The sequence below is a fragment of the Janthinobacterium sp. 61 genome (assembly GCF_002846335.1).
Classification (GTDB): Bacteria; Pseudomonadota; Gammaproteobacteria; order Burkholderiales; family Burkholderiaceae_D; genus Janthinobacterium.
Map to the genome: position 1 here is coordinate 516,993 of NZ_PJMQ01000001.1, position 23,720 is coordinate 540,712.

Annotated in this window: 16 protein-coding genes; 6 read left to right on the forward strand and 10 right to left on the reverse strand. The window is 65.2% G+C overall.

The window, feature by feature from the left end; all coding sequences use genetic code 11:
* The first annotated feature begins 306 nt into the window (after positions 1–306).
* From rnr to udk, 6 genes are all read left to right on the forward strand, one after another.
* Positions 307–2,859 (forward strand): ribonuclease R, encoded by a 2,553-nt coding sequence (gene rnr / locus CLU92_RS02410; protein ID WP_101480567.1) that lies wholly within the window; start codon positions 307–309, stop codon positions 2,857–2,859.
* A gap of 15 nt (positions 2,860–2,874) precedes the next feature.
* Positions 2,875–3,618: a 23S rRNA (guanosine(2251)-2'-O)-methyltransferase RlmB gene (gene rlmB / locus CLU92_RS02415; protein ID WP_034756912.1), complete on the forward strand. Its 744-nt coding sequence runs from the start codon at positions 2,875–2,877 to the stop codon at positions 3,616–3,618.
* 144 nt (positions 3,619–3,762) lie between these two features.
* Positions 3,763–4,512, forward strand: coding sequence for a serine O-acetyltransferase (cysE, locus tag CLU92_RS02420; protein ID WP_101480568.1), 750 nt, complete (start codon positions 3,763–3,765; stop codon positions 4,510–4,512).
* Between the two features lie 10 nt (positions 4,513–4,522).
* Positions 4,523–5,221 (forward strand): YceH family protein, encoded by a 699-nt coding sequence (locus tag CLU92_RS02425; protein ID WP_101480569.1) that lies wholly within the window; start codon positions 4,523–4,525, stop codon positions 5,219–5,221.
* A 13-nt stretch (positions 5,222–5,234) separates the two neighbouring features.
* The gene (locus CLU92_RS02430) at positions 5,235–5,738 is read left to right on the forward strand and encodes a DUF2199 domain-containing protein (RefSeq protein WP_101480570.1); all 504 of its coding nucleotides are present in this window, start codon (positions 5,235–5,237) and stop codon (positions 5,736–5,738) included.
* 59 nt (positions 5,739–5,797) lie between these two features.
* Positions 5,798–6,442, forward strand: a complete 645-nt coding sequence (gene udk, locus CLU92_RS02435; protein WP_101480571.1) for a uridine kinase — start codon at positions 5,798–5,800, stop codon at positions 6,440–6,442.
* A 33-nt stretch (positions 6,443–6,475) separates the two neighbouring features.
* On the opposite strand, the gene CLU92_RS02440 is transcribed toward udk, so the two are convergent.
* The 10 genes from CLU92_RS02440 to CLU92_RS02485 all read right to left on the reverse strand — a co-directional run bounded on the left by CLU92_RS02440 (position 6,476) and on the right by CLU92_RS02485 (position 23,667).
* The gene (locus CLU92_RS02440) at positions 6,476–7,645 is read right to left on the reverse strand and encodes an HlyD family type I secretion periplasmic adaptor subunit (RefSeq protein WP_101480572.1); all 1,170 of its coding nucleotides are present in this window, start codon (positions 7,643–7,645) and stop codon (positions 6,476–6,478) included.
* Positions 7,642–9,780: an ATP-binding cassette domain-containing protein gene (locus CLU92_RS02445; protein WP_218973434.1), complete on the reverse strand. Its 2,139-nt coding sequence runs from the start codon at positions 9,778–9,780 to the stop codon at positions 7,642–7,644. Before CLU92_RS02445 ends, CLU92_RS02440 begins: the two co-directional genes overlap by 4 nt.
* 39 nt (positions 9,781–9,819) lie before the next feature.
* A complete protein-coding gene (locus tag CLU92_RS02450) occupies positions 9,820–11,112 on the reverse strand; it encodes a TolC family protein (protein ID WP_101480573.1) in 1,293 nt (430 codons plus the stop codon).
* A gap of 110 nt (positions 11,113–11,222) precedes the next feature.
* Positions 11,223–18,404, reverse strand: a complete 7,182-nt coding sequence (locus CLU92_RS27645) for a hypothetical protein (protein ID WP_101480574.1) — start codon at positions 18,402–18,404, stop codon at positions 11,223–11,225.
* A gap of 751 nt (positions 18,405–19,155) precedes the next feature.
* Positions 19,156–20,157, reverse strand: coding sequence for a hypothetical protein (locus tag CLU92_RS02460; protein WP_101480575.1), 1,002 nt, complete (start codon positions 20,155–20,157; stop codon positions 19,156–19,158).
* Entirely contained in the window at positions 20,154–21,026 is an 873-nt protein-coding gene (locus CLU92_RS02465) for an ABC transporter ATP-binding protein (protein ID WP_101480576.1), read from the reverse strand. The genes CLU92_RS02460 and CLU92_RS02465 overlap by 4 nt, the downstream gene beginning before the upstream one ends.
* Positions 21,023–21,403, reverse strand: a complete 381-nt coding sequence (locus CLU92_RS02470; protein ID WP_101480577.1) for a GntR family transcriptional regulator — start codon at positions 21,401–21,403, stop codon at positions 21,023–21,025. The genes CLU92_RS02465 and CLU92_RS02470 overlap by 4 nt, the downstream gene beginning before the upstream one ends.
* A gap of 132 nt (positions 21,404–21,535) precedes the next feature.
* Positions 21,536–22,264 carry a DUF72 domain-containing protein gene (locus tag CLU92_RS02475; protein WP_101480578.1) on the reverse strand — a complete coding sequence of 243 codons (729 nt, stop codon included), beginning with the start codon at positions 22,262–22,264 and terminating at the stop codon, positions 21,536–21,538.
* Between the two features lie 69 nt (positions 22,265–22,333).
* Positions 22,334–23,089 carry a UDP-2,3-diacylglucosamine diphosphatase gene (locus CLU92_RS02480; RefSeq protein WP_101480579.1) on the reverse strand — a complete coding sequence of 252 codons (756 nt, stop codon included), beginning with the start codon at positions 23,087–23,089 and terminating at the stop codon, positions 22,334–22,336.
* An 86-nt stretch (positions 23,090–23,175) separates the two neighbouring features.
* Complete coding sequence (locus CLU92_RS02485; protein ID WP_071326571.1) at positions 23,176–23,667, reverse strand: peptidylprolyl isomerase; 492 nt, start codon at positions 23,665–23,667, stop codon at positions 23,176–23,178.
* Positions 23,668–23,720: the final 53 nt, after the last annotated feature.

Sequence of the window (23,720 nt, forward strand, 5' to 3'; positions counted from 1 at the left end):
ATGAGCTTTCGCTCCATACTGCACATCAACCCTGTACCGCTTTCCTGCAACTGCATTCCCGTGAAGGTTTGTTGCTGCAAGAGACCAAGATTATAGAGCAATATTTGCCGAAGTCAAATGCATTGCGCAGCTTTTCTCCTTTTTTTCATCGGCGGGGCACTTGTTCGGTTTCCGCTACGCTGTCCGTTAGGCAAACCAAGGCGTCCTCCGGTACACTACCGGACATCACCGTGTCAATATTGACGGTGATGTCATCGGTCTTTGTCTTCCGTTTGATCACTGTCAATAACAACTATAGAAATACTTTTGAGCCAAAATACCCACACCATCCCCAGCCGGGAGGACATTCTCGGCATATTCCGCAGCGTCAACGCGCCTCTCGACCCGCAGTCTCTCGGGAAATCGCTGCAAGTGCATGCCGATTCCATGGATGTCCTGGTCCGTCGCCTGAAGGCGATGGAGCGCGACGGCCAGCTCAAGTCTGATGCCAGCGGTGTTTTCAGCCTGGCCGACCAGAGCGCGCTTGTCGCCGGTCGCGTCACCAGCCACCGCGATGGCTTCGGTTTCGTCATCCCCGACGACGCCAGCGCCGACCTGTTCCTGCCTGAGAAAGAAATGCAGAAAGTACTGCATGGCGACAAGGTCATGGCCCGCATCGTCGGCACGGACCGCCGCGGCCGCCCTGAAGGCACGATCGTCGAAGTCACCTACCGCGCCAATACCCACGTCATCGGCCGCCTGATCCAGGAAAACGGCAACTGGGTGGTGGCGCCGGAAGACCAGCGCATAGGCCAGGACATCCTGGTCACCGGTTCGGTGGGCAAGGCGATAGCCGGCCAGATCGTCAGCGTCGAGCTGACCGAGCAACCGATGCGCTTCAAGCAGCCGGTCGGCAAGATCGTCGAAGTGCTCGGTGCGCTTGATGATCCTGGCATGGAAATTGAAATTGCCGTACGTAAATTCAACGTGCCGCACATCTTTTCCGCTGCCGCCCTGAAACAGGCGGAAAAACTGCCGTTCGACGTGCGCGACGCCGACTTGAAAGACCGTGTCGACCTGCGTGACGTGCCATTGGTGACTATCGATGGCGAAGATGCGCGCGATTTCGACGATGCCGTATATTGCGAGCCCGTCAAGATTGGCCGCACCAACTGCTTCCGCCTGATCGTGGCGATTGCCGACGTCAGCCATTACGTGAAGCCGAACGACGCGCTCGATATCGATGCGCTCGAACGCAGCACATCCGTGTACTTCCCGCGCCGCGTGATCCCGATGCTGCCGGAAAAACTGTCGAATGGCCTGTGTTCGCTGAACCCGGCCGTCGATCGTCTGACCCTCGTCTGCGACGCCGTCGTCAGCGACAAGGGCGAACTCAAGGCTTACCAGTTCTACCCGGCCGTGATCCATTCGGCCGCGCGCCTCACGTATGACGAAGTCGCTGCCGTGCTGGGCAACACCAAGGGACCTGAAGCGGCACGCCGCGCGGACATCCTGCCGCACCTGCAGAATCTGGAAGCCGTCTACCGCGCCTTGCTGAAAGCGCGCACGGAGCGGGGCGCCATCGATTTCGAGACGACGGAAACGTATATCGTTTGCAATAGCGCGGGCAAGATCGAAAAGATCATCCCCCGCACGCGCAATGAAGCGCACAAGATCATCGAAGAGTGCATGCTGGCGGCCAACGTCTGCGCGGCCGATTTGTTGCTGCGCAACAAGCATCCAGGCACCTACCGCATCCACGCCAGCCCGACCAAGGAAAAGCTCACGCAAGTGCGTACCTTCCTCAAGCAAGTCGGCCTGAACCTGACGGGCGGCGACACGCCATCGGCATCGGATTACCAGACTCTGATGCAGCAGATCAAGGCGCGTCCCGACGCGGCCCTGCTGCAAACGATGCTGCTGCGCTCGATGCAGCAAGCTGTCTACAGCCCGGACAATATCGGCCACTTCGGCCTGGCCTACGAGGCGTATGCCCACTTCACCAGCCCGATCCGCCGCTATCCCGACCTGCTGACGCACCGCGCCATCAAGGCTATTCTGCAAGGCAAGAAATACGAGCCTAAGCTGTCCGAAAAGACCGTGCTGAACACCAACGTGTCGAACGCCACGCGCAAGCAGCAGGCGAAGGACAAGGCCGACGGCAAGCCGAAGAAGACGGACCTGACCATCTGGGACGCGCTGGGCGTGCATTGCTCGGCCAACGAGCGCCGCGCCGACGAAGCGTCGCGCGACGTGGAAGCCTGGCTGAAGTGCTACTTCATGCAAGACAAACTGGGCGAGGAATTCACCGGCACCATCACGGGCGTGACCACGTTCGGCGTGTTCGTGCAGCTCGACACCCTGTTTGTCGAAGGCCTGGTGCACGTCACCGAGCTGGGCACCGACTATTTCCAGTACGACGATGCGCGTCATGAATTGCGCGGCGAACGCACGGGAAAACGTTATCAATTGACCGACCGTCTGACGGTGCAGGTGGCGCGTGTCGACCTGGAAACGCGCAAGATCGACCTGCGCCTGGTCACCGATGCGGAACTGGCGGGCGAAGAAGCGCCGGCCAAGCCCAATGGCGGCGGCAAGCGCAAGGGCGAAAAGAAATCCATGGTCAAGCCTGGTCCAGCGACCGAGCAGCGCCACGAAATCAAGGCCAGCGCCAAGGCCGGCAATGGTTCCGGTGGCCGTTCCAATGGCGCCAAGGCGCAAGCCAAGCCTGCAGCCAAGGCAGCCCCGAAGGAAGCCCCTAAGGCGGCAGCCCCCAAGGCCGCCGCGCCCAAGCGCAGCAAGAAAGCTGCCGCGGCACCAGCTGCGGCGGCACCACGTGCAGCAAAAACTGTATCAAAAACAAGCAAAAGCAAGCGATAAAAGAAGCGATAACACATGAAGAATAAAATGATTTTCGGCTTCCATGCCGTCACCTCGCGCCTGCGTCACGAAGCGTCGTCCGTGGAAGAAATTTTCGTCGATGCCAGCCGCGTCGACGGCCGCATGAAGGACATGATCGCCGCCGCCAAGGCTGCCAACGTGCGCGTCATGCCCGTCGACTCGTCGCGTCTGGACAAGATCGTCGGCACGCGCCGCCACCAGGGCGTGATCGCCTTCGCGTCGCAGCTGTCGCTGGCGCGCAATCTCGATGAGCTGCTGGACGCCATCGACGGCCCGCCGCTGCTGCTGATTCTCGACGGCATCACCGACCCGCACAACCTGGGCGCCTGCCTGCGTGTGGCCGACGGCGTCGGCGCACATGCCGTGATCGTGCCGAAGGACCGCGCCGTGGGCTTGAACGCCACCGCCGCCAAGGTCGCCAGCGGCGCCGCCGAAACCGTGCCGTACATCACCGTGACGAATCTGGCGCGCACCATGCGTGAACTGAAAGAGCGCGGCATCTGGCTGATCGGTACTTCGGATGACGGCGAAAAAGGCTTGTACGAAGCCGATTTCACGGGCCCGACGGCCCTCGTCATGGGTTCCGAAGGCGAAGGCATGCGCCGTTTGACGCGCGACACCTGCGACATCCTTGTCAGCATCCCGATGTTCGGCTCCGTCGAAAGCCTGAACGTGTCGGTCGCTTCCGGCGTGTGTCTGTACGAAGCCCGCCGCCAGCGGATTGCTTTAGAAGCTTAAGTTCGCGTCATTTGGGGTCAGACCCGCCGGGTCTGACCCCTGTTTGCCGTTGAGGAGCCTCTCAACGGCAGCTCCCTCCAGCAGTTCCCCGCCGAATACGCTACCATTTGCGTCTTGTCTCTTACCTATTCAGAAATCCGCCTTATGTTCCACCACCTGCGCGAAGATATCAACAGCATCATTGAACGTGATCCCGCCGCCCGCAATGGCTGGGAGGTGCTGACCTGTTATCCTGGCTTGCACGCCATCGTCATGCATGGCTGGGCGCACTGGTGCTGGATGCGGCACATGAAGTGGGTGGGGCGCTTCATTTCGTATATCGCCCGCATCATCACGGGCATTGAAATCCATCCGGGCGCGGTCATCGGCAGGCGCGTCTTCATCGATCACGGCTTCGGCGTGGTGATCGGCGAGACGGCCATCGTCGGCGACGACTGCACCATCTACCAGGGCGTGACCCTGGGCGGCACCTCGCTGCACAGCGGCGCCAAGCGCCATCCGACCCTGGAGCGGGGTGTCATCGTGGGCGCCGGCGCCCAGGTGCTGGGCAGTTTTACGGTGGGCGAATACGCCAAGGTGGGCTCGAACGCCGTGCTGTTGAAGCCCGTGCCGTCCGGCGCCACGGCTGTCGGCAACCCGGCGCACATCGTGCAAAAGGATGTCAGCGCCTTGCGCGAGGGCAGCACGGCGCATTTGTTTGCCGCGTATGGCGTGACGCCCAACGGCGACGATCCGCTGTCGAAAGCCCTGCAGGGACTGATCACGCATGCGGTGGCACAGGAAGAGCGCATCGAAACCATCCTCGCCACCCTGAAGGCGGCGGGTATATGCTGCCAGGCCGTGCCCGAGTGTGATAAATTTGATTCCGAGCAAATGAACAAGCTGGTCGATTAAGGATACAGGCATGACTACAGACGTAAACGCAGCAGAAATGAACACCGACAATCCGAATTTGCTCGACCCCTTCGAGATCCGCGTGCTGGCCGTGCTGGCCGAAAAGGAAGCGCTGACGCCGGACAGCTATCCGCTGTCGCTCAACGCGCTGACGAACGGCTGCAACCAATTGTCCAGCCGCGACCCCGTCATGGCCCTGTCCGAGGAAACCGTCTACGACGTGCTGCAGCGCCTGATGCAGCGCAAATTCGTCAACGGTATCACGCAGGCCGGCGCGCGCGTTGCCAAGTACGAGCACCGCATGCGTATCAAGTGGTCGCTGGAACAGGACAAACTGGCCATCCTGACGATATTGATGCTGCGCGGCCTGCAGACGGCTGGCGAGATCCGCAGCCGCAGTGGCCGCGTGCATGAATTCAAGTCGGTGGCGGAAGTGGAGTCCGGCCTGCAATTCCTGATCGACAAATACCCGCCGCTGGTGGCCAAGCTGGCCGTCGCTCCCGGCGCCAAGGAGCCGCGCTACGGCCACTTGCTGGGCGGCGAAGAAGCACTGGCGCAGATCGAGACGGCGGCCGGTTTTGCCGGCGCCGTCAGCGCGCCGCAGCAGGGCAGCCGTGTCGCCCAGCTGGAACAGGAAGTGCTGCAATTGCGTAGCGACTTCGATGGCCTGGCGGCGCAGTTCGAGGCATTCCGCAAGCAGTTCGAATAACGTCACTGCACGCATGACTTTTTCCTTCCTGTGCCGCTCCTGCGGCGAGACCCATACGGGCATGCCCAGTTTCGGCGCCGATGCGCCGTGGCTGTACGAACAGATGGCGCCCGCCGAGCGCGAAGCGCGCTGCCAGCTCGACAGCGACGCCTGCATCGTCGACGAAACGCACTGCTTCGTGCGTGCCACCATCGACATTCCCGTGCATGGCTCGGTTGAGCCGTTCAGCTGGGGCGTGTGGGTGTCGCTGAGCGGCGAGAGTTTCGACGCCTGGGACGCCTGCTTCGACGATGCCAAACGGGCCCATATCGGTCCCTTCTTCGGCTGGCTCAGCACGCAGCTGCCCTTGTATCCGGCTACCATGAACTTGAAAACCCGCGTGCACCTGCGCGACGATGGCCTGCGTCCATTCCTCGAGCTGGAACCGACGCAGCACCCGCTGGCGGTGGAACAGCGCGACGGCATCACGGCCGAGCGCGTGGCCGAGCTGTATGCGCTGCTGGTGCATGGCGCGTGACAGGCCCGGCTTCTCAGCCGCTCCCTGTCAGTTCGGCCCCGTTTCCGGTATCATTCGGCATGAATAATATTTCCTTCCAACCGTTTGTTATTGGTGTCGCTGGCGGAAGCGGCAGTGGCAAGTCCACCGTATCCCAGCAAGTGCTGGCGTCGTTTGGGGCCGACATGGTCTCCGTCGTGATGCAGGACGATTACTACTGCGACCAGACGCACCTCTCCCCTGAAGTCCGCCGCCAGCAGAATTACGACCATCCGCAGGCGTTCGAATGGCCATTGCTGGTCCAGCACATCCAGGCATTGCGCAACGGCAAAGCCATCGAGATGCCGGAGTACGACTTCACGCTGCACAATCGCTCCAGCAGGACCATTCTGGTCAAGCCGGCCCCGGTGATCGTGATCGAGGGCCTGTTTGCCTTGTATGACGCGGACTTGCGCGACATGATGTCGCTGAAGATCTTTGTCGACACCGCCTCCGACGTGCGCTTCATTCGGCGCATGCAAAGGGATATTACTGAACGCGGGCGCTCGGTGGAGAGCGTCATCGAGCAGTATCTGGAAACCGTACGCCCGATGCACAAGCAATTCATCGAGCCCACCAAGCGCAATGCCGATGTCATTTTGCCGCATGGTGCCAATGGTCCCGCAGTCGACATGATTACCGCCAAGGTGGCCAGCGTCATTGGTCAATTGAAACCGGCCAGTTGAAGCGAGCCACTTGAAGTAGCCGGTCGCGTCATATCACCGCTCCCCCATCGATTCCGAAAACGTCTTGGTGATCGGTTTCGTCAGATAGCGCAAGACAGTTTTGCGTCCCGTATTGATTTCCACGGTAGCCGTCATGCCCGGCTGGATCAGGATCGGCTCGCCATTCTTGCCCATCAGCTTGCGCCCGCTGGTCTTGATCTGCACGCGGTAGTAGGGCTGTTCGTTGCCCTTGTTGTCCTCGCTCAAGGTATCGGCGCTGATGTAGCTGACGGTGCCGCGCAGGCGACCGTAGATGCCGTAGTCGTAGGCGTCGAGCTTGACGGCCGTGGGCAGGCCGGGCTTGATGAAGGCGATGTCGGCCGGTTTTACTTTTGCCTCGATGATCAGATCGTCGTCTGTGGGCACGATCTGCAGGATTTCCTCGCCCGGCTTGGCCACGCCGCCCAGGGTGGTGAGCCGCACATTGCGCACGATGCCGTCGGTGGGCGCGTAAATGTCCGTCGAGCCCAGCTGTTCCTTGCGCTGCGTCACCGTCTGCAGCACGCCGGCCAGGTCTTCCTGGGCTTTCACCAGGTCCGTCTGGCTGTCCTGCAGGTATTTGTTGCGCCGGTTGGTGATCTGCGCCTGGATGTCGACCACCTGCCGCCGCAGTTTCAGTACTTCGGCGCGGCTAACGTCCCCCGTTTCCAGCAGCGGCAGATTCATTTCCAGCTCCTCCCTGATCAGCTTCATGGCGCTGTCCAGCGCGCCCACTTCGGCCTGCACGGCGCCCTGGCGCTTGCTGAACAGGGCCAACTGATTGGTGCGGAAATCGGGATAAGCCTGCAGTTCTGGCGGGAATTTGGGCGCGCCGCCAAACACTTCCGCCTGCAGGCGCGCCACGGTCGCCTTCAGTCCTGCCGCCTTGGCCGTGCTTTCCAGGTAGCTCGTCTCGGCCCGCGTGCGGTCGAAGCGCGCCAGCAGTTCTCCCTTTTTCACCACGCTGCCTTCATGCACGCGCAGTTCTGCCAGCACGCCGCCATCGGCCACCTGGATGATCTGGTTGCGCGAACTGGCGATCACCTGGCCGTTGGCGCGCGTGACCTGGTCCAGCTCCGCCCACGAAGCCCAGGCGATGACACAAGCCAGCGCCGCCGTGCAGCTCCAGATCAGCACCCGGCCCCGTTTGGCTTCTTCCCGCGTTGCCACTTTGGCGAGTTTCATGCGACGGCCCCTTGCGCCACTGGCGCAGTGGCGGCTACCGGCGTGGGCACCGCCTGCGGCTTGCCCGACAGCTTGGCCAGCACGGCATCGCGCGGCCCGTCGAGCAGCACTCGGCCCGCCTGCAGCACCACCAGGCGGTCGAGCAGGGGCAAGAGGGCGTTCTTGTGCGTGGTGGCGACCATGGTCACGCCTTCGGCCGCCAGTTCACCGAGCAGCCCGACGATGCGCGATTCCGTCTTCGCATCCATGGCGCCAGTGGGTTCGTCGAGCAGCCAGATGCGCGGCTTGGCCAGCAGCAGGCGCGTGACGGCGATCAGCTGGCGCTGGCCGCCCGAGACGCCACGTCCGCCTTCGGTAATGGCCAGCGCCAGTCCCCGCGGCTGGCCCAGTATCAGTTCGATCAGGCCCGTGCGTTTTGCCGCGGCCAGGATCGCTTCTTCGCCCGGGTCGGCCAGTCCCAGCAGCAGGTTGTCGCGCAGGCTGCCGCTGAACAGCCGCGTTTCCTGCGGCAGGTAGCCGATCATTTCGCGTACCACGGCTGGCGCCAGCAGGGCCATGTCGACGTCGCCCAGATACACCTTGCCTTCGGCCGGCTGGTACAGGCCCGAGGCCAGTTTCAGCAGGGTGCTCTTGCCCGAGCCGATGGCACCCACCAGGCCGACTCTTTCGCCGGGGCGGATGGCCAGGTTTTCCACTTCCAGCGCCACCTTTTGCGCGCCGCCATACGTAAAGCGGATGCGTTCGAAGCGCAAGCCCGTATCGAGGCTGCGCGGCGTCAGCGCGAATTGCGCATTGTCGGCTTCGTTGGGCAGGCTGATGACCTGCTCCAGGCCGTCGATCGAGGCGCGCGCGTGCGCCCACTGCACCATTACGGCTGGCAGTTGCACGATGGGCATCAGGGCGCGGTTGCTGATGATGGTGCACGCCATCAGGGCGCCCATGGTCATCTGGTTTTCCGCCACGAACCACGCACCCATGGAGATCAGCGCCACGTTGGTCAGTTGCTGGAAGGCGGCCGTGATGTTTTGCGACAGGGCCGCATAGTCGCGGATATTCTGTTCCGCGTGGCTGCTCTCGGCCACCAGTTCGGCCCAGCGCGCCTGCATCATCCATTCGGCGCTGCTGCCCTTGAGCGTTTCCACGCCATCGACGGCTTCCACCAGCAAGCCCGCCTTGCGGTTGCTGGCATTGAGGTTCTTGCGCGTGTGGGCCTGGATGGCGCGCTGGAACATCAGTCCGCACACGAGGGCCAGCGGCAGGGCCACCAGCGGCACCACCACCAACCAGCCGCCGATGATGGTGATCATGGCCAGGAAAATCAGCGCGAAGGGCACGTCCGTCAGCACGAACAGGGACGTCGAGGTGAGCACGCCGCGCACCATCTCGAAGCCTTTCACTTGCGCCGCCAGGGTGCCGACGGAAGCGGGACGCGCCTCCATGCGGATGCCCAGCATGCGCTGGAAAAACCACTCGGACAGTTCATGGTCGACATCGTTGCACGAATGGTCGACGATGCGGCTGCGCACCTGCTTGAGGATGAATTCCAGGCCGATCGACAGGGCTACGCCCACCACCAGCACCCACAGGGTGCTGAAGCTCTGGTTCGGGATGACGCGGTCGTACACCTGCATGGAGAACAGCGAGGTGGCCATGGTCAGCAGGGTCACCAGCGCCGTGGCCAGCACGGCGTCGACAAATACGCTCTTTTTCAGCCACAGGGCATTGCGCACCAGGCCGAGTGCACCGGGGCGGGCGCCGTTTTTCTCGCTGCGGCGGGGCAGGCCCACGCAGGCCAGGCCGGCCAGCGAGGCCAATTGCAAGGCGCGGCCATCGACGCCTTCGCCGCGCCAGGCGCCGTCGGCACCGCGCGACTGCAGCAAGCCCCAGCCCGTGCTGGCACTGTAGACGGCGAACGGCAGCTCGCCCGGCGTCGGTTCGTGCAGCAGGCGCGCCACGCCTTCCAGCCCCCCCGCTTGCCACGCGGTGGTGAGCACTACGCCAGGGGCGCCATTGCCATCGATGTCATCGAGTTGGCGCTGCAGGTCGGCCAGGCGGGCGGCAGGCAGGTGCTGGCCCGTCAGGCGCGCGGCGCGTTCGATGAGTGTCAGCAAGCCATGTTTGATGGAGGTATCCACGCTGTCTCCTGTTGGCATCATGTCGGTGTCAATTCGGTGTCAATTCGGGCGTGCCAGGCCTGCCGGCGCCGTGCGCCCGGCCAGCGTGCCCGTTTGCGCGGCCAGGCGCAGGCTGGCGGCAATCGCCTGCGCGCGCGTGTCTTCCAGTGAAAACTGCGCCTGGGTCGCTTCGCGCACTGCGTTGAGCACATCGTTCCAGGTCTTGCGCCCGATCACGTACTGGCGCGCATACGATTCGAACACCTGCGTCGATGTGGTGCTGGCCTCGCCCGCATTGCCCAGGCGCTGGCGGCTGGCCTCGGCCTCGTTCCAGTCCAGCGTAAAGCGCTCGCGCACGTCGCGTTCGGCCGCATCGTGCGCGGCGCGCGCGCCTTCGCGTTTGGCGACGGCTGCGTCCACGCCAGCCTTGGCCGACAGGCCGGCGCCCGGCTGCGCCTGCAGCACCAGCATGGCGCGCGTGCGATTGTCGGCATTGATGCCACCCGTGGGCTTTTCCATGCGCAGCACGACTTTCGGCATGTAGGCCGAGCGCTGCAGGGTGATGTCGGAATCGGCTGCCTGCGCCTCGAAATCGAGGCGTTGCAGGGTAGGGGAGTAGGCTATGGCCTGGCGCATGACCCGTTCCAGGCTGGCGTCGGGCCGCGGTTCGCCCACGCCAATGCCGGTGCTGCTGACGAGGCGCACGGGCTTGCCGGCCAGTTGCGACAGCTGCGCCAGGGCGTTTTCCAGCGCCTGGCGTGCATTCGACACGTCGTTGGCCGCCTGGTAGCTGCGCGATTCGGCCAGGCGCTGGTCCGTTTGCGAACTGACCGACTGGACCACGCGGCGTTTGATCATGTCCAGCAGGCGCTGGTGCTCCGCCAAGCCCTCTTCGGCCGAGCGTACGCGCGCCGTCTGGCGCAGCGCTTCCGTGTAGGCGGCGATTACGCGCAGGGAGAGGGTCAGGCGTTCTTCCTCGATGGCCGCGCCAGCTGCGTCAACCCGGCTGCCGGCGGCATCGATGCCGGCGTCGATGCGGCCACCGCTCCACAGGGGCTGCTCGATGCGCACCACGCCGCCTGTTTCCTGCGAACCGGTGGGCACTTCGGCCGACAGGCTGGGAAAGCGCTGCCATTGCGCGCCATCGAGCTCGGCCCGTGCAGCCGCCTGTGCGGAGCGCTTGCCCTGGACGGCCGGATGGCTTTGCAACGCTTGCTGCAAGATCTGGTCGAAGGTCCAGGAGGTGGCACCCTGGGCGCTGGCGAAAGAGGATACCGATGCCATGGCCACGGCCGCCAGCAAGGCCGCGATGCCTGGCAGTGAGGATATTGCTGGGAAACCGCGTAATCTCATCCCGTATTTTTCCGGCACTAGGCCTGACGCATTTCAAGGTGTGGCGGGAGCGCGCTGTTTTGCGCTCCCGCTGCCGTGCCAGGCGCGACGCCTGGCGTGGGTGCCCTGCCTCAGACGACGAAGTTGGCCGCCGTCAGTTGCGTGATGTTCACCCCGCTCAGCAGTACCAGCGCCGTGTCGATGGCGTTGGCGTTGCTCAGGTCGCTCGAGTGATACACCGTCACGGCGCCGCTGTTTTGCGCATCGGCGATGACGATGTAGCCCTGGCCCGACAAGACGCTGCTGTCGGCCGCGATGGCGCTGGCCGCCGCGCCGATCGACACGGAGGTGCCGTCGAAGATGAACAGGTTGTCGTTGCCAAAGTCCGTGCTCAGATTGACGCCTACGGCCACCGCTGCCGTCAGGTCGGCGATGGCCGACATGTCGATCACGTCGCCGCCCGCCGCTGGCAATCCGGTGTGGAAGTCGGCTACCGTCAGCGGGTTGTGCAGGGCATTCTGGCTCAGTACGAACAGCTGGTTGGCGTCCGTCAGGTCGGCCTGCGCCTGGGATGCCGCCGCTGCGGCGGCATCGGCATTCGCCGCTACCGTCAGCGCACTGGCGTCCGTCAGGTTCGCCTGCGCTTGCGCCGATGCGGCGGCGGCCGCCGCCGCATCGGCGGCCAGGTGCAGGGCGTTGGCGTCGGTCTGGGCGGCCGTCTGCGCCGCTGCCAGCGCCGCTGCCGCTGCCGCATCGGCGGCCTGGGTGAGGGCCACGGCATCGGTCTGGTCTGCGATGGCTTGCACGGCGGCGGCGTGGGCCGCGTCCGCATTCGATATAAGCGCCAGGGCGCTGGCGTCGGTTTGCGCGGCGAGTGCGTTTGCCTGCGCCAGGGCGATGTCGGCCGCCTGCGCATCGGCATTGGCCTGGGCCGCCGCCGCGTCGTCCGCCTGCGCTGCGTTGGCATTGGCATGCGCCTGCGCCGCTGCTGCCGCTGCGCTGGCGGCGGCGGCGTCATCGGCTTGGGCTGCTTGCAGGGCCAGCAGGGAAGCGGCTGCCTGCGCCTGCGCCAGCGGTGCGGCCGCATCGGCGGCATGGGCGGCCAGCGCGGCCGCCGCCGCGTTGTTGGCGTTGAGGGTGGCTGCCGCTGCAGCCGTATCGTCCGCCTGAGCCGCCTGCGTGAGTGCCAGCGAGATGGCGGCAGTGGCCGCCGCAGCTGCGGCGGCATCGTCGTCGTTCTGTGCAGCGGTGGCCGCTGCCAGGGCGCTGGCAGCCGTTGCCGCCGTGCTGACGGCCAGGGCGTCGGCGGCGATGGCGGCCGTGTGCGCGGCGGTGGCGGCGGCGGCATTGGCCGCTGCCTGGTTGGCGGCCGTGTCGTCGGCCTGCGCCGCCTGGGCGGCCAGCAGTGACGCTGCCGCTGCGGCGGCGCTGGCTGTGGCGGCGGCATCGGCGGCTGCCGCTGCCGTGGCAGCCGTTTGCGCCAGCGCTGCGGTGGCGGCCGCATCCGCTGCGGCCTGGTCGTCGGCGACGGCGGCGTCGTGCGCAGCCTGAGCGTTGGCGGCGTTGGCCGCTGCCAGCGCGGCTGCCGCGTCATCGGCCTGCGCCGCTTGCGTGGCTGCCAGGGTAATTGCTGCCGCGACGGCCGCTGCCGCTGCCGCTGCATCGGCGTCATGCGCGTTTTGCGCCGCCAGTTGGGCGGCGGCTGCCGCAGCGGCGGTGGCGGCGACGTTGGCGTCGGCTGCCAGGGCTGCGTCCAGCGCCAGTTGCGCATTTGCCGCAGCCGTGGCGGCCGCGGCCGCCGTGGCATCGTCTGCCTGGGCATTGAGCGTGGCGGCCAGCGAAGTTGCCGCTTGCGCCGCTGCCGCTGCCGCTGCTGCATCGGCATTTTGCGCCGCGACCGCCGCAGTATGTGCTGCGATCGCGTTCGCGGCAGCGGTGGCCGCCGCCGCATCGTCTGCCTGGGCTGCAGCCAGCGCCGCATGGGCGGCCGCCGCATTGGCATTGGCCTGGGCAGCGTCATCGGCCGATCCCTGGGCGGCGAGGAGGAGATTCAGTTTCAGCGTTTTGTCATTGTCGGCATCCGTGGCGTTGGTATCGGCCGTCACGGCGGCGTTCAGGTTGGCGATGGCCGCGTTCAGCGCGGCATGGGCATTGAGGGCAGCCGTGTCGGCCAGTTGTGCCGCCAGCGTCGCGGCCGCCGAGAGCGCGGCCGTGTGCGCGGCATTGGCGGCGGCATCGTCGGCGGCCAGCGCCGCGCTGGCTGCTGCCAGTGCATTGTTGGCTGCCGTCGCGAGCGCGGCCAGCCCTGCATCGGCCGCCAGCGCGGCATCGGCAAGGACTTGTGCGGCGGCTGCAGCGGCCGCCGTGCTGGCCGCCGTGGCGTCGGCACCCAGGGCGGCATTGGTGGCGGCGAGCGAGGCGCTGGCAGTCAAGATTGCCGCATTGAGTGTTGCCGTGGCGGCATTCAGGGCCGCTTGCGCGTTGCTGGCCGCCGTGCTGGCTGCCGCGGCAGCGCTGTCGTCGGCCAGGGCCTGGTTCAGCGCCGCCAGCGCGCTCGCCGCCGCTGCCGCGGTCGTGCCGACGGCGAGATCGGCGGCCTGGGCGGCCTGGGTGGCTGCCAGCGAGATGGATGCCGTCAGGGCGGCGGCGGCAGCGGCGATATCATCCGCTTGCGCGTGCTGCGTGGCGGCGGCCGAAATGGCGGCCACGGCGGCGGCTGCCGCGGCGGCGGTGTCGGCGGCGGTAGCGGCGACGGCGGCCGCCGTTGCATTGGTGGAGTTCAGTACAGCCGCAGCGGCCGCCGCATCGTCGGCCAGGGCCGCATTCAGGGAGGTTAGCGCGTTGGCGGCGATGGTGGCGGCGCTGGCGGCGGCACTGTCGGCCAGTTGCGCCGCTTGAGCGGCCGCGTGCGAGACGTTGGCGACGGTGGCGGCCGTCGCAGCCGCCAGATCGTCGGCGACGGCGGCGGCAGTGGCTGCGCTCGCCGTCACGGCGGCGGCGGCCGTGGCGGCCGCATTCGCGTCCGCCTGCAAGGCCGCATTCAGGGCTGCCAGGGCATTGGCCGCCGTCGCTGCCGTCGCGGCGGCGGCTGTATCGGCTGCCTGCGCCGCCTGGGCCGCTGCCAGCGAGGTGGCAGCCACGCCAGCGGCAGTTGCCGCGAGCGTGTCGTCCAGCTGCGCCGCCGTGGCTGCTGCCTGGGACGTCAGGGCCAGGGTGGCGGCGGCGGTGGCGGCATTGTCGGCCGCGAGCGCATTGTTCAGGGCGGTCAGGGATGCAGCAGCCGTGGCGGCTGTCGAGGCGGCCGCCGCGTCGTCCGCTTGCGCCGCCAGGGCAGCGGTGTTCGACAAGCCGGCCGTGGTGGCGGCGACGGTAGCCGCCAGCGCCGCCACCAAGTCGAGCGGATGGGCCGTGGAATAGGCAGCCAGGGCGGCCGCATTGGCGGCGTCGTTGTTGGCGATGGTGGTCAGGGCGGCGGCATCCGTCAAGGCGGCCTTGGTGGCTGCCACGGTGGCGGCCGTGACGTCGAGCGTGTGGGCGGTGCCCAGCAGGACGGCATCGGTGAGGCCTGCAACGGTGGCCGCCGCCGTGGCGGCGGTGGCATTCGCGGTCGCTGCCAGGCCCAGGGCGACGGCGTCCGTCAGGTTGGCCGTCGTCTGTGCGGCGGTGGCGGCAGCTGCATCGACGGTGGCCGTCAAGCCCAGGGCCACGGCGTCCGTCAGGGCGGCCGTGGCGGTGGCTGTGTTGGCGGCGGCCGTGGCGGCTGTCGAGACGGTGCCCAGGGCCACGGCATCCGTCAGGTTGGCGACGGCGGCAGCGGTGCTGGCGGCCGTGTTGGCCGCCGTCGAAACGAGGCCCAGTGCCACGGCGTCGGTCAGGTTGGCCGTCGTTTGCAGGGCGGCAGCGGCTGTCGCGTCGGCCGTGGCAACCAGGCCCAATGCCGTCGCGTCTGTCAGCGCTGCCGTGGCGGCGGCCGTATTGGCAGCGGTGTTTGCGGCTGCCGAGAGCGTGCCCAGGGCCACCGCATCGGTCAGGTTGGCAACGTTCGTCGCTGTATTGGCGGCGGTGGCAGCGGCCGTGGCGAGCAGGCCCAGGGCGGCGGCATCCGTCAGGTTGGCCGTTGCCTGCAATACGTTTGCGGCGGTCGCGTCGGCCGTGGAAATGAGTCCCAGCGCTGTGGCATCCGTCAACGCCGCCAGGTTGGCGGCGGAGGTCGCGACCAGCGCATCGGCATTCGAGATGAGGCTCAGCGCGATGGCGTCGGTCTGGCCAGCGTTCGTGACGGCCGCAGCCGCAGCCGCGTCGGCGGCCGACGACACCAGGCCCAGGGCCACGGCATCGGTCTGGTTGGCAACTAATTGTGCCGTCGTCAGCGCGTTTTGCGCCAGCGTATTGGCGGCCGTCAAGCTGGCGACAGCCGTCTGGGCGGCAATTTGAGCGGCGGCGTCGGCAGTGGAGATGATGCCCAGCGCACCGGCATCGGTCAGTGCGGCTGTGGCAGCGGCGGCAGTAGCTGCGGCCTGTGCCGCGGCTGCGGCGCTGACGGCCGAGATGTCGTTGCCGCCCAGCAGGGCGGCCGTTTCCGCCGCCGAGACGGCGGCAGCGGCGGCGGCGGCGAGCGCGACGGCATCAGTCGCACCGGCGATGGTTTGCAGGCCGGCCGCCGTCAATGCATCGGCGGTGGAGATCCCGGCAAGGATGGTGGCATCGAACAGGGCGGCATCGGCATCGGCGCCATCGGCACCGAGCTGCAAGGCATTGACGGTAGCCGTCAGGGCGATGACGCTGGTCTGGCCGGCCGTGACGTTGGCGGCAAGGGCGGCGAGGTTGGCCAGATTGAATGCATTCAGGGCAACATTAACGTCCAGCAGGCTGGCTTGTGTATTGGCGGCAGCCGCATCGGCATCCGCCTGGTCGGCTGCTTGCTGCAGGGCAACGACATCGGTCTGGTCGGCAACTATCTGGGCATTGGCGGCATCGCTGGCGGCGGCTGCGTCGGCAGCGGCCAAGGCGGCCGCATCCGTCTGGTTAGCCGTCGTTTGCGCTGCCAGCGCGGCGGCGGCATCGGCGTCGGAAATCAATTGCAGGGCGGCGGCGTCCGTCAATGCCGCTTGCGCGGCGGCGCTCACGGATGTGCTGGCAGCCGCATCGGCCGTGATTTGCAGGGCGGCAGCGTCGCTCAGGTTGGCGGTGACGACGGCATTCGCCGCCACGGTGGCGGCAAGGGCTGCTGCGGCGTCGAGCGCGGCGGCATCGCTACTGGCGGCCAAGGCGGCGGCTGCCGCAGCAGCAGCGTCGGCATCGGAAATCAGGGCCAGCGCAGCCGCATCGGTCAGGTTGGCCTGTGCCTGTGCCGCATCCGACGCCAGGGTGGCTGCGTCGGCGATCAGGCCCAGGGTGGGCGCGTCCGTCATGTTCGCCTGTGTCTGTGCATTAGCGGCGTTCGTCGCGGCCGCGTCGGCGGCAGCCTGCAGGGCGACGGCGTCGGTGGCGTTGGCGATGGCAGCGTCCTGGGCGGCAACGCCGGCAGCGGCGTCCGCTGCCATGGTCAAGGCGACGGCATCGGTCAGACCCGCTTGCGTACTGGCCGCGGCGGCGGCATTCGCTGCGGCGGTGGCGGCGATGCCCAGTGCCGCGGCGTCGCTGGCATTGGCGGCTGCCGCTGCATTCGCTGCCGCGGTAGCGGCCGCATTCGAGGCGGCGGTCAGGGCGGCGGCATCGGTGGTGGCGGCCACGCTGGCGGCTGCGGCGGCATTGGCGGCATCCGCATCGGAAATGATGGCCAGGGCGGCGGCATCGGTCAGGCCGGCCTGGATGCCGGCCGCGACGGCGGCGTTGGCGGCGGCCGTTGCCGCCAGGTCCAGCGCGGCGGCGTCCGTGGCATTGGCCAGCGCCGTGGCGGCGGCAGCTGCGGCGGCGTCATTGGCTGAGTTGACAGCCAGTGCCGCCGCATCGGTCAGCGCTGCCTGGGTGTCGGCTGCGGTCGCGACCACGTCGGCTGCATCGGCGATGGCTTGCAATGCCGGAGCGTTGGTCTGGTCCGCTTGCGTTTGTGCCGCATCGGCAGCGGCGTGCGCGGCGGCGGCGGCGGCGGCGGCCGTGACGGCAGCCGCATCGTCGTTTTGCGCCGACGTGGTGGCGGCCTGGGAGATGGCGGCGGTAGCGGCAGCCGCAGCGGCCGCGTTGTCGTCATTCGTGGCGGCGGTAGCGGCCGCTTGCGCGCCGGGTACGGCGGCGGCCGTGCTGGCCGCCAGCGTATCGTCGTTGGTGGCGTTATTTGCAGCGAGCAAGGCTGCTGCCGCTGCTGCTGCGGCCTGTGCCGCCAGCTGGTCGGCCAGGAGGGCGGCATTCGCCGCTGCCAGAGAAGCTGCTGCCGTAGCCGCTGCCGCGGCGGCGCTGGCGTCATCGGCCAGGGCATTGGCCGTGGCTGCTGCGGCCGCCGCGGCGGCCAATATTGCCGCGTCGGTGACGATGATGGTGGTGGATTGGTTGCCCGTGCCACCGGTGCCGCCCGTGCCACCTGTGCCGCCCGTACCACCGGTGCCACCCGTGCCGCCTGTGCCGCCTGTGCCATCGGTACCGCCCGTACCCTGGCCGCCGGTCGATCCACCCGTCCCCGTGCCGCCCGTGCCCGTGCCGCCCGTGCCTCCCGTGCCGCCCGTGCCCGTGCCGCCCGTGCCAGTACCACCTGTGCCACCTGTGCCAGTGCCGCCCGTGCCTGTGCCGCCCGTGCCCGAACCGCCGGCCGCGGCGCCGCCTCCGCCGCCACCGCCTGCCGCAGCGCCAACCAGACCAAGGCCGCCGAGCGCACCCAGCACGCCAAGGCCGCCCAGGCCACCCGCAGCGCCGGCACCTGCTCCGGCACCCGCACCAGCCGAGGCGCCGGCGATATCCACGACACTGCCGCTGGGAATCCCGGCGGCGCCTGCACCCGCGCCCGTGGCGCCTGCACCCGCGCCCGTGGCGCCCGCAGCGCCACCGTTGTTATCGCTTTGCTGCGTGCCGGGATCGGCGCTGGCGTTACCGGCCTGGCCTGCGGCCGCGCCACCGCTACCTGCAGCCAAGGCGGCTGCAGCCACCGCAGCTGCCGCGCCAAGGGCGCCGGCATTGCCGCTATCGGCGCTTCCCGTGACTTCGACGACATTTTCAGGCGGCATGGTCTGGCCGGCATCGGCTCCTTGTATGAGTTCATCGTCGTCATACTGCTTGCGGTCGCCGTTTTTCGGATTGGCGGCTTTTTTTGCAGGCGTCGCGATCTTGGTGGCAGCGCCTTCGGCATTGACGGGAGCTGGAGCTGGATTTTGGGTGGTGGCCATTTTAATGTCTCCGGAAGTTGGTATATATTCGTTCAATTTTTTAAGATATTAAAAAATTAATAATGTAATTCGTTTCCTTACTTACTCCGGCATGGCTTGGGCCGTGGTTGAGCTTTGGTGTCGCCGTTGTTGATAGTGGCAAGTAAAACATAACTGGAAAAAAATCGCTGGCGCTCTTTAGTAATATGAAAAATGTTATTTTTGCATTTGTTTTTTGTGGTTACGCTTGCGCGTATTTTTTTTCACCTCGAATGAGTCCTTCGGGCGATATCTACTGTCAGGACGCGATCTTTACATGAAGGTAAGACCTGCTGTCACTCTGAAGATAGTTTCAATTTTGAAACTATCGATTCTATTTTGATCACTCAGTAAGACTTTATTCTGCCTAGCTTTGCAGGAGGGAATAGTCACGAATTGTCACGAAATGGCCTGTTCCGGCTGAATCTGCTGCCGTCTTCCAGTATTTCTGCGCCTTTCATCCAAAAAGCTGTCTCGCTATCGAATTGCTAGTTGTGGTTTTTTTGTTTTTTGTTGATGTAATGTGATGGCTAATACGATTCTATATAAATAATTTTTTGTAATTATTATATCTATTTGATGCTATCGATTGAGTAGCCTTTATTTGATGCTGAGATGGGCTGATAATAACTATCAGGAGAATAGTTATTATTTCAGGTGGCCGAATGGGGCAAAAATGGAAAACGCCCCGACGGGCGGGGCGTTTTTTGATGAGGCAGGGATCGTGTGCTTGTCAGTCTTCTTCGCGCCAGCGGCGCAACCGGATGGCAGCGTATATCAGCGCCGCGCCTGCCGCTGCGCCCAGCCAGACGGCTGGCATGGCCAGGCTGGACCAGGAATTGCTGAACACATCGATGCGTGTCATGTGCGATCCCCCCTCTGCCAGGGCGTGCATGCGCGGCAGCAGTTCCGGTTCGAACAGATACCAGCTGCCGGGGAGAGTGCCCAGCAGCGCGCGTCCGATGACATTCATCTGTATCCAGTTGACGTCGTTTTCCGTCTGCGTCAGCTTGCCGGCCCAGACCGTCAGGATGAGCAGCAGCAAGGGCACGCCGACTGCCCACAGGAAGACTTTCGACTTGGCCCAGCTCGATACCATCAGCAGCCAGCCCACCGTCGGCAAGGCCCACAGGCAATACACGGGCAGCAAGCCGAACACGCGCAGCGGTCCCAGGTATAGCCCGGGAGAGCCAAGCAACTCGGCAAACACGTGGATGCCGTTGGCCGCCAGCACGCCGCTCAGGATCAGGATCAGGGCCAGCGAAGTCAGGCTGGCGGCGGCCGCCACGATGAGCGGCGCGACCAGCAGGGCGATGGCCGCTTTCGACAGCACCGTTTGCGCATCCGAGACGGGCAGCGATTTCCAGAACAGCACGCTGCGGTCGCGGCGGTCGTCATGCAGGGCGCTCAGGCAATAGAAAAATACCAGGAAGCCCAGCGCCAGGAACAGCGGCGCGGCCGCATATGTATAGTTGTTGGCGACGGCATCGATGATTTCCGTGCGGCGCGGGCCGAAGGTGCGGGTATTGAAGACGGTGCTCCAGGAAATTTCTTCGCCATTGACGATGAGCGCCGCGTGCATTTTGCTCTTTGCAACGGTCGCGGCCGCCATCAGGGCGCCCAGCACCGTCATGACGATGCCGATCAGGGCCGGCGTCCACACCAGCATGCCCTTGTGTTCCCACAATTCACGCCGGAGCAGCCATTGCATCTTGTTTGCAGGGGAAATGCTCATTGGTACGATCCTTTCATGGTCGCGACAAACAGGTCAGCCAGGCTGGGCGTGCGTACTTCGCCCAGGGCAGCCAGCTGGGTGCGGGCGACGCCGTCGAACAGCATCACCGACTTGCCAAACACGCTGCGTTCGCTGATCGGCTGCAGGGCGCGCGCTGGATTGAGGTGTTGCGGGCCCACCATCACCTCGATGTAGCGCTCGCCCACCTCTTCCATGGTCGAAGCCAGCACAATCTTGCCGTCGCGAATGAACATCAGGTCGCTGAGGATGTGTTCCACTTCCTCGATCTGGTGCGTGGTGATGACGATGGTCTTGTTTTCGTCGAAATAGTCTTCCAGCAGGTTCTGGTAAAACTGCTTGCGGTACAGGATGTCGAGGCCCAGGGTGGGCTCGTCGAGCACCAGCAGTTTGGCGTCGATGGCCATCACCAGCGCCAGGTGCAGCTGCACCACCATGCCCTTCGACATGGCCTTGACCTTCATCTTCGGTGCCAGCTTGGTGTGGGCCAGGTAGCGTTCGGCCTTGCTGCGATCAAAACGTGGATGCACGCCGGCAACGAAATCGATGGCGTCGGCCACGCGCAGCCAGCCCGGCAGGATGGCCACGTCGGCGATGAAACACACATCGTCCATCAGCGCGTCGCGCTGCACGCGAGGATCGCGCCCCAGCACTGACAGCTCACCGTCGAAGCCCGTCAGGCCGAGGATGGCTTTCAGGGTGGTGGTCTTGCCGGAACCGTTAGGCCCGATCAAGCCGACGATGCGCCCCGGCGCGATATCAAAGCTGATGCCATCGATGGCCACCTGTTTGCCATACTGCTTGCGCAGGCCCCGAGCGCTGATGACGCTATCGTTGTTCAATGCATTCATGCGCTCTCTCCGTGTGCGCCACTGTCGCGGCTCGCTTGCAGCAGTTGATCGAGGTCCAGGCCCAGTTGCGTGATGCGTTCCAGCATCGCCGGCCATTCTTCGCGCATGAAGCGTTCGCGTTCACTGGCCAGCAATTTGTCGCGGGCGCCTTCCAAGACATACATACCGAGTCCTCTGCGTTTTTCCACCAGGGCATCGTCGACCAGTTCCTGATAGGCGCGCGAGACCGTGATGGGATTCAATTGATAGTCGGCCGCCACCTGGCGCACCGAAGGCAGGGCGTCGCCGGACTGCAGCACGCCATCGAGCATCATGCCCACCACCCTGGCCTTGAGCTGGCGGTAGATGGGGCTATTGTCATTCCATTCCGCGCTCATGGGATGCGCTCCGATAGAGACGGGGCGACGCGGCGCGAGAGTAGTGCTGAGGGCATAGTGACTCCTTTGTGTTTTGTTGATTCGGTGTTGTAGTTAACTATAACACTAAGAATCGGGAATGCAAGCATTCTTTCAGGCAAGCCGCCGCCGCAGGTCCAGCGCATTGAACAGGGCGGCATCTGCTGCCGTGTTGTCGAAGACGCACCAGCTACCGGCCTGTGCCTGCGTGCGCAAGGAGATGGCCAGACTAGCCAGATACTCGGCGGTGTAGTCCGAGCAGTAGATTTTCGGGCTGCCGTGCAGACGGAGGTAGGCCAGGTCCGTGGTCGGCACATGCGGGGCGGCCTGGCCGGCTGGCGGATCGGCGCGCACGCGCGTGATGCTCTGCTGTATCAGTAATTCGGTGGCCTGCGCATCGAACCAGCTGGCGTGGCGCGCTTCGCACGCGAGCATGCCGCCGAAGCGCTGGCGCAGCGCATGGAAAAATACGGCGGGCACGTCTGCCTCGAAATGCAGGCTGGGCGGCAACTGCACCAGCACGCAGCCCAGTTTTGTTCCCAGTTGCAAGGCTTCCCCCGCAAAGCGATCCAGCTCGGCCGCGCTATCGCGCAAACGCCGTTCGTGCGTGATGCTGCGCGGCAATTTCACGCTGAAGCGGAAATGCTCAGGCACGCTGGCGGCCCAGCGCGCGTAAGTGGCGGGCTGGTGCGGGCGGTAAAAGGAACTATTGATTTCGACGCAGTCCAGCACCTGGGCGTAGCGCTGCAGATGACTGCCATCAAGGGGGAAGTGGCTGGCGGCGGCGCTGGAAATGCTCCAGCCGGCCGTGCCGATCAAGGGCGTGGAAAAGGGTGTGGTCATGCCACCATTACAGCAAAGCTTGGCGGGCGCAGCTGTCAGACAAACGCCCGTGGGGCGGTCGGCGCAGGGCTAGTCGATGATGTTGCCGCTGAGATCGTGGCGCGTGATGTTGCCGCGCGCATCGATGGCGATCCAGCCGCCGCGCGGCTGTTCCGGCGGCGTCACGTCGCATTCCCAGTCGGGCAGGACATAGCGCAAAGTCTGGCCGACTTTATGCACGGCAGGGCGGTGCGTATGGCCGTGGATCATCACGGCACTGGCATGTTCGGCAAATACTTGCGCCACCGCGTCGGGTGTGACATCCATGATGTCCATGGCTTTTTCGCCATTGTGCTCGCGGCTGCTTTTGCGCAAACCGGCTATGATGGCCTTGCGCTGCGCCAGCGGCATGGACAGGAACTGTCTTTGCCAGGCGTGCTGGCGCACCATGGCGCGAAACTCCATGTATTTGACATCGTTCGTGCATTCGGCGTCGCCATGCAGCAAGACGATGCGCTGGTCGGCAATCGCCGCCACGTGCGGTTCGCTGAGCAGGGTGGCGCCGGCGGCGGCGGCAAAGCCGGAGCCGACGAGAAAATCGCGGTTGCCGGCGATCCAGTAGACGTGCACGCCAGCATCGCTGACCGCGCGGATGGCAGCCGTCATGCGTGCGTTGAACGGGTCTTCCAGGTCATCGTCGCCGGCCCAGTATTCGAACAGGTCGCCTAATAGATACAGCGCTTGCGCATATTGCGCATGGTGTTCCAGGAAAGAAAGAAACGCCGCGCTGGTGCGCGGGTGCGAGCTCTGCAGATGCAGGTCGGAAATAAAGAGTGCGGCAGGCATTGTCATCGTTCAACGCTCCCAAAAAGTGAAGTGCATGGAGTGGTGCAAACGCTGCAATGCCTGTTATTCATGATGCCAGAGCCTGATTAAGCGGCTTCGACTTTTTCGATGATGACATCGGTCACTGGCACGTCGGCGAACATGCCGGCGCGCGAGGTTTTCACGGCGCGGATGGCGTCGACGACTTCTTTGCCATCGGTAACTTTACCGAACACGGCGTAGCCCCAGCCGTCCTGGCCTGGGTAGTCGAGGAAGCTGTTGTTCTTGATGTTGATAAAGAACTGTGCCGATGCCGAGTGCGGGTCCGACGTGCGGGCCATGGCCAGGGTGTAGGTATCGTTTTTCAAGCCGTTCTTGGCTTCGTTTTCCACGGTGGTATCGGCAGGCTTTTGTTTCATGCCTGGCTCGAAACCGCCGCCCTGAATCATGAAGCCGTCGATGACGCGGTGGAAAATCGTGTTGTCGTAGTGACCGGCTTTCATGTAGGCCAGGAAGTTGGCAACCGTTTTCGGCGCTTTTTCGGCGTCCAGTTCAGCGGTGATCTTGCCCAGATTGGTGGTGATGATGACGGAGGTCATGATGATCCTTAATAAATTAGATGAAGAATGATTCGACGGCCCCCGTGGTTCAG